At 43.1% G+C, this 6,123-nt stretch carries 8 protein-coding genes; 3 read left to right on the top strand and 5 right to left on the bottom strand.

Going from position 1 to position 6,123, the window contains the following annotated elements:
* The 4 genes from RMO35_RS01005 to sufB all read right to left on the bottom strand — a co-directional run.
* Nucleotides 1–423 (bottom strand): ATP-binding cassette domain-containing protein (locus RMO35_RS01005; protein WP_309737945.1); only part of this gene is annotated, 423 nt, incomplete at its 3' end.
* Between the two features lie 94 nt (nucleotides 424–517).
* Complete coding sequence (locus tag RMO35_RS01000; protein WP_309737944.1) at nucleotides 518–1,084, bottom strand: Uma2 family endonuclease; 567 nt, start codon at nucleotides 1,082–1,084, stop codon at nucleotides 518–520.
* 127 nt (nucleotides 1,085–1,211) lie between these two features.
* On the bottom strand, nucleotides 1,212–1,964 hold the full coding sequence (locus RMO35_RS00995; protein ID WP_309737941.1) for a pentapeptide repeat-containing protein: 753 nt from the start codon (nucleotides 1,962–1,964) through the stop codon (nucleotides 1,212–1,214).
* Between the two features lie 191 nt (nucleotides 1,965–2,155).
* A complete protein-coding gene (gene sufB / locus RMO35_RS00990; protein WP_309737940.1) occupies nucleotides 2,156–3,595 on the bottom strand; it encodes a Fe-S cluster assembly protein SufB in 1,440 nt (479 codons plus the stop codon).
* A 214-nt stretch (nucleotides 3,596–3,809) separates the two neighbouring features.
* Between sufB and sufR the strand changes: the two genes are divergently transcribed.
* From sufR to RMO35_RS00975, 3 genes are read left to right on the top strand one after another with little or no spacing between them, the layout of a single operon-like run.
* Entirely contained in the window at nucleotides 3,810–4,460 is a 651-nt protein-coding gene (sufR, locus tag RMO35_RS00985; RefSeq protein WP_309737939.1) for an iron-sulfur cluster biosynthesis transcriptional regulator SufR, read from the top strand.
* An 11-nt stretch (nucleotides 4,461–4,471) separates the two neighbouring features.
* A complete protein-coding gene (locus tag RMO35_RS00980; RefSeq protein WP_309737937.1) occupies nucleotides 4,472–4,717 on the top strand; it encodes a hypothetical protein in 246 nt (81 codons plus the stop codon).
* A 31-nt stretch (nucleotides 4,718–4,748) separates the two neighbouring features.
* Complete coding sequence (locus tag RMO35_RS00975) at nucleotides 4,749–5,336, top strand: Uma2 family endonuclease (RefSeq protein ID WP_309737935.1); 588 nt, start codon at nucleotides 4,749–4,751, stop codon at nucleotides 5,334–5,336.
* Nucleotides 5,337–5,489: 153 nt separating this feature from the next.
* On the opposite strand, the gene RMO35_RS00970 is transcribed toward RMO35_RS00975, so the two are convergent.
* On the bottom strand, nucleotides 5,490–6,123 hold a 634-nt coding region (locus RMO35_RS00970; protein ID WP_309737934.1), incomplete at its 5' end, for a Uma2 family endonuclease.

The following is a 6,123-nucleotide window of genomic DNA, read 5'->3' as shown; positions in this document are numbered from 1 at the left end:
CATTTTGACAATCTCTAATTTGTCCTGAATCAAGTCGTCAAAATCAAATACATCTAATTCCTCCAATCCTCGATGCTTCTGACGAGAGTTATAAGCCACGCGAAGGAAGTCTAAGTTACTTACACCAGGGATTTCAAGTGGATATTGGAAAGCCAGAAATACACCCGAACGTGCCCGATCTTGAGGTTCTAAGTCAAATAAGTTTTCTCCTTTATAAGTAACCGTTCCACCAGTAACCGTATAGGCTGGATGTCCGGCTAACACCTTAGATAATGTACTTTTGCCCGAACCATTCGGCCCCATAATGGCGTGAATCTCACCAGCTTTGATTTCGAGACTTACGCCATTTAAGATCTGGGTATCATCGACGTTTGCCGTCAGGTTCTCGATCGAGAGGATAACTGGACTATTAGGATTAATCATAATTTAGATTTGTTTAATTGAGCTTTAATAATGTTCGATCGATAGCAACTAGTTTCTTATCATATCACTGAATAAATATATCTTGATCTCGATTTTATTCCAACCTCAGCCAGCCAAAGACATCACCAGCCGTTAATTTAACAGATCGAGCAAATTCAGGTACGATTAATTCAGCTTCGAGGATATCCACTACTTGCACTTGTCGATCGGGTTGATAAACTAAGATCATTTTCTCAGCAGGATCGATTAACCAGCCTACTTCAGTACCATTATCTAAACAATGAAGAATATTCTTAATTACTTTAGTCGTGCTTTGGTCTGGAGACAAGATTTCAATTACCCAATTGGGTGCAGTTGTCACCACATTAGCAACTTCGCCATCATCATCTTTTGGGATATTTTCTTTCTTCAAGACAACTACATCAGGAACGATCGATCTTCCACCAAAAGTACATCTTAGCTCTGGAAATGCGATCGCTATTTTTGCTTCCATTAAAATTGAATTAATGAAAGTCATTAGTTTCATCCTCAATAGACTATGTTTTCCTTGAGGCATCGGCTTTTGAACTATCTTTCCATCAATATACTCACTGGCAGGTTTAGTTTCTGGGAGAGCCAGAAAGCTTTCTAAGATAAGATTTTTTACAGGTGTCGCAACCATTTTAAAGCGTTAATTTTGTAGGGTGGGCAATGCCCACATTTAGCTTTCGATCGAATTCAATTATCTATCGACATTCATGATTGGTGGGCAGTGCCCACCCTACTTTTTACTGAACTTTTATTTGCTATTAACTATCTGCTCTAGATTTTATTTTTTTGTTTAACTGCTGTAATCGCTCTAAATTTGTGCTAGAAGTATTCCACAGTTCTAATTCATGACAGTGTAACAGCGTTGATACAACTTTTCCTAGAGAGACATAATTTTCCTCTAACAAGTATTTGCACATATCTTCATCTTTTACGAAGAGCTTATAATTATCTTTACACTTGCTAATTATTTCCGTCTCATCAAAATCAACGTCTCTAAATTTAATTATTGACGTGAAATTTTGTACGTCTATCTTCTCGCTTGATATATCATCCCTGATTTTCAGATTAGGCATTACTGTACTCATACATTTACCTTTCGTATATAAAGCATCATCTAGCGCGCAAACAAAGCTAAAATCTGCATTTGTCAAATCTGCTTTTTCAAACTTATTCTCGGAAATCCAAGACACCATGAATTTGCCACATTGCAAATTAGAGTTACTAAAATCACAAAATTGAATATGACAGCCAACTGCATCAACATGTTTCATGTTGCATTGTTTAAAGCTTGTTGTATTGAGACTAGTTTTGTTAAGGCTAGCCTTAACAAAACTAGCGTTGTCAAAATTACATCTTTCAAACCACGAGCCAGTAAAATCAACATCCTCAAAATTGGCGTTTTTAAAGTTGCAATCTACGAAGCGCAGTTTCGATAGATCTGTTCGTGAAAAATTCCTTTCTTCTGCTGAATATCGGTTTGTGATTTCTTCGATACTTAGTTGTTGTCTCATACTTTAATCAACCCGATATCTTTTGTAGGGTAAGTATTGCCCACATTGAGAGTTAGATCGAATTCAATTATCTATCGATAGCAATCGTGTTTTTCATTATATAAAAAACTTCCAATTTCCATCTAATGAGTTAGTCCGCGTAGGCGGACTTTGCAACACCAGCCACGATTTCAATCGTAGGCACTTCTAAATTAACCAACAGTACCTTCCAACTTCAGGCTTAACAACCGATCGGCTTCAACGGCAAATTCCATCGGCAACTGATTAAAGACATCCTTACAGAAACCACTAATCATCATCGAAATCGCATCCTCTTGGGAAATCCCCCGTTGAGCGAAGAAGAATAACTGATCCTCACCAATCTTAGAAGTCGATGCTTCGTGTTCGACTTTGGCGGTTTGATTCTGAACTTGGATATAGGGGAAAGTATTCGCTTGCGCTCTGTCGCCAATCAGCATCGAGTCACATTGGGAATAATTTCTCGCCCCTTTAGCTGTCGGATTCATTTTGACTAAACCGCGATAGCTATTCTTCGATTTACCTGCGGAAATCCCTTTGGAAATAATCGTACTCTTGGTATTTTTACCAACGTGGATCATTTTGGTTCCGGTGTCGGCTTGTTGCAGATTATTAGTTAGAGCGACGGAATAAAATTCACCGACGGAGTTGTCGCCGACTAAGACACAACTGGGATATTTCCAAGTAATTGCCGAACCTGTTTCTACTTGCGTCCAAGAAATCTTAGAATTGACACCTTTACATAAGCCGCGTTTGGTGACGAAGTTGTAGATGCCACCTTTACCTGTTTCGTCGCCAGCGTACCAGTTTTGGACGGTGGAATATTTGATTTCGGCGTTATCTAAGACTACCAATTCGACGACGGCGGCGTGGAGTTGATTGGTGTCGAATGCGGGTGCGGTACAGCCTTCGAGATAGGTAACGGATGCACCTTCATCGGCGATGATGAGTGTCCGCTCGAATTGTCCACTATCTCCGGTATTAATGCGGAAATATGTGGATAAATCCATCGGACATTTGGTGCCTTTGGGGATGTAGACAAAGGAACCGTCGCTAAATACGGCGGAGTTTAAGGCTGCAAAGAAATTATCGGCGATCGGGATGACGCTGCCCAAGTATTTTTCGATGAGTTCGGGATATTCTTTGACTGCTTCGGAAATCGAGCAGAATACCACGCCTTCTTTGGCTAATTGTGCCTTAAAGGTGGTGCCGATCGAGACGCTATCAAATACGGCATCAACGGCGACGTTGGAGAGTCGCTTTTGCTCGTTGAGGGAGATTCCCAATTTCTCAAATGTTTCGAGGAGAATGGGATCGACTTCATCCAAACTGTCCAACTTCTTGGCGGCTTGTTTGGGTGCGGAGTAATAGATGATATCGTTGTAATCGATCGCGGGATAGTCCACGTGCGGCCAAGTTGGTTCGGTCATCTTGAGCCATTGACGATAGGCACGCAGTCGGAAGTCGAGCAGGAATTGTGGCTCGTCTTTCTTGGACGAAATCAGCCGCACGATATCCTCATTCAAGCCGCGCGGAATCTGGTCGGACTGAATGTCAGTGACAAAGCCGTACTTGTAGGGTTGATTGACTAAATTTTGGACTGCGCTACTCATCGATCGCCTGTGTTCTCTCTAGAATAAGGATGGTTAAGGTGTCTGACTGGGACAGACAAAATATCGTATAATTAAACAATAAGCTAATTGTTTAACTCTTTAGTCATATTGTATCGTAATTTAACAACATAGTTGTTGCTAAAGTAGCAAAACTTGCGGAATTTTTAATATTTGCACGTCTGCGCGCGACCATTTCTCCATACCCAGCACTGATATGATGACAGAGCCGCAATCATCCACCAAACAGGATATCCTCGAATATCTCCTCAAACAGGGGCAAGCCATCGCGCAAGATTTGGCGACTTCGCTAGATATTAGTCCCCAAGCAATTCGCCGCCATCTCAAGGATTTGGAAACCGAAGGCTTAATCGTCTATCAGTCCGCAGCTTCAGGCACGGGTAGACCCCAACATATCTATCACCTGAGTCCTAAAGGACGCGATCGGTTTCCCAATCAGTACGATCGATTTGCGATCTCGTTCCTAGACACTTTAGTCGATAATCTCGGCTACGAGCAAGCCAGCGAAATCATCCACCGTCATTGGCAAAAGAAAAGTATCGACTATCGGCACAAGCTGGGACAGGGCGAATTGCCAGAGCGAGTTGCTAAGCTAGTGGAATTACGCCGTCAAGAGGGCTACATGGCTGAGTATCACCCCTTGGATGGGCGAGATGATAAATTTATTCTCACTGAATACAACTGCGCGATCTCGCAGGTTGCGACCTCTTTTCCAGCGGTATGCGGACACGAACTAGAAATGTTTGCCACCGCGCTAGAAGATTGTCAGGTCGAACGGACACACTGGCTGGTAGATGGAGAGCATCAGTGTGGTTATTTAATTTCGATGACCGATTCAATCGCCTAACACTTGCAAAGATGAATAACGACCAATATCTCACCCACGCTGAAGCTGTAGAAGTAGATAAAGCATTGCTATCTATTCATGAGAAGTTTTTGACCCGAATTACTATTTCTTCGATGCGAATGCTCAAGCAAATTGCTGAGGAAGAGCAGGTAGAAAAAATCGAAGATCTGACCCCTCAGCAAATTATCAAATGGTTCGAGCGCGATGCAGAATTGAAGCGATCGCAAGGCGAATCAGCAGGCTCATTACAATGGTAATATCTAACTAATTCATCGTGGAAATACTGCTATGACTACCATCACTAATCGGTTGACTTTTGCAGAGTATCTTAAATATACCGATGGTACCGACAGGCGTTACGAACTAGTCAACGGAGAGCTAATCCCAATGAGTTTAGGTATCGGGCAACATGGGGAAATCGCTGATTTTCTTAATAATGAATTTCGCGATGAAATCAAAAGGACGAGCCAACCGTGGGTTTCTAAACAAATGGTGGTTGGTGTGCGCTCTCCCAAAGGTGGCAGATGGGATACCTGTCGGATTCCCGATGTGATGGTTTTACCACTGGAGCAATGGCGCACTTTGCAAACTCGCGAAGCGGTTGTCGAACTGAACGAAGCTCCGCCGTTATTGGTAGTAGAAGTTGTGAGCGAATCGACAAAAACAGTTGACTACCGTGCTAAACGTACTGAATATAGTGTTTTAGATATTCCTGAATATTGGATTGTCGATCCTTTACTGGAAAAAGTGACTGTGTTTACGCTGATGGAAGGTTGGTACGAACCGATCGAATTTCAAGGTGTAGAGCTAATCCAATCGCCAACATTTCCCAATTTACATCCCAGTGTCGAACAAATCCTCCGCCAACAAATATAAGTATCTACTAGCAATCTAAAAGTCCAGGCTCCTCACGATCTTCTCTGTAGCAATCGTACTGATTTTGATGGGGAATACGTTGCTTATTTTGGCGATCTAGAGCAAATTATCGGGTACGATCTCGATCGAGATGCTTCCAGTGCGATCGCGATCTTAGGATACTTCCGGCTCGATCCCCAAAGCGCGTAACTGAGCGGCTAATCGATCGGCGCGTTGGCTTTCTAGATTGGCTCGCTGGCTTTCTAGCTCGGCTCGCTGGCTCTCTAACTCGGCTCGTTGGCTCTCGGTTTTGGCGCGTTCGTATGGTGTGGGATAGCGACGATCGTTTTCGTCGTACCAATACAGCCATTCTCTTGTCAAGCCGTCATAGTTAGCGGGTTCGCAACCGATGCCTAAGCCAATCTCTGGCATCCAGAGGGGGTTGGCGGTTTGCAATTGGTAGCTGCCGTTTTGGAGTTGATAGATCTCTAAACGGGCTTTGCGGCGACGTTTGGGATTGTAAATAATGTAGTAAAGTACGCCTAGCCGTGCGTATTCTTGGAGTTTAGTGGTATATTCTCCACCTGGTTTAGTAGACACTACTTCTAGTACTAGGATCGGCGTTACTTCTTCTTCCCAGAGAGTGTAGCTCAGGCGTAAGTTTTCATCAAAAACGCGCTCGACATTGAGGCTCAAGAAACCATCAGGGACAATCGGTGGTCGCTCTGGATCGCTGTAAATAGCCATGTCGATGCCAAAGAACCAGTCCATGCGCTCTTCCCACAGCATCCGTAAAATCGATTTGAGC

It is taken from the genome of Chamaesiphon sp. OTE_20_metabat_361 (genome assembly GCF_031364565.1).
Note: the sequence above shows the minus strand (reverse complement) of the source record. Positions and strands in the feature narration are given on the sequence as shown.

Excerpts from the sequence above, each read along its gene's own strand:
- RMO35_RS01000 (WP_309737944.1), bottom strand. The coding sequence starts at position 1,084 with ATGGTTGCGACACCTGTAAAAAATCTTATCTTAGAAAGCTTTCTGGCT.
- RMO35_RS00995 (WP_309737941.1), bottom strand. The coding sequence starts at position 1,964 with ATGAGACAACAACTAAGTATCGAAGAAATCACAAACCGATATTCAGCA.
- sufB (WP_309737940.1), bottom strand. The coding sequence starts at position 3,595 with ATGAGTAGCGCAGTCCAAAATTTAGTCAATCAACCCTACAAGTACGGC.
- sufR (WP_309737939.1), top strand. The coding sequence starts at position 3,810 with ATGATGACAGAGCCGCAATCATCCACCAAACAGGATATCCTCGAATAT.
- RMO35_RS00980 (WP_309737937.1), top strand. The coding sequence starts at position 4,472 with ATGAATAACGACCAATATCTCACCCACGCTGAAGCTGTAGAAGTAGAT.
- RMO35_RS00975 (WP_309737935.1), top strand. The coding sequence starts at position 4,749 with ATGACTACCATCACTAATCGGTTGACTTTTGCAGAGTATCTTAAATAT.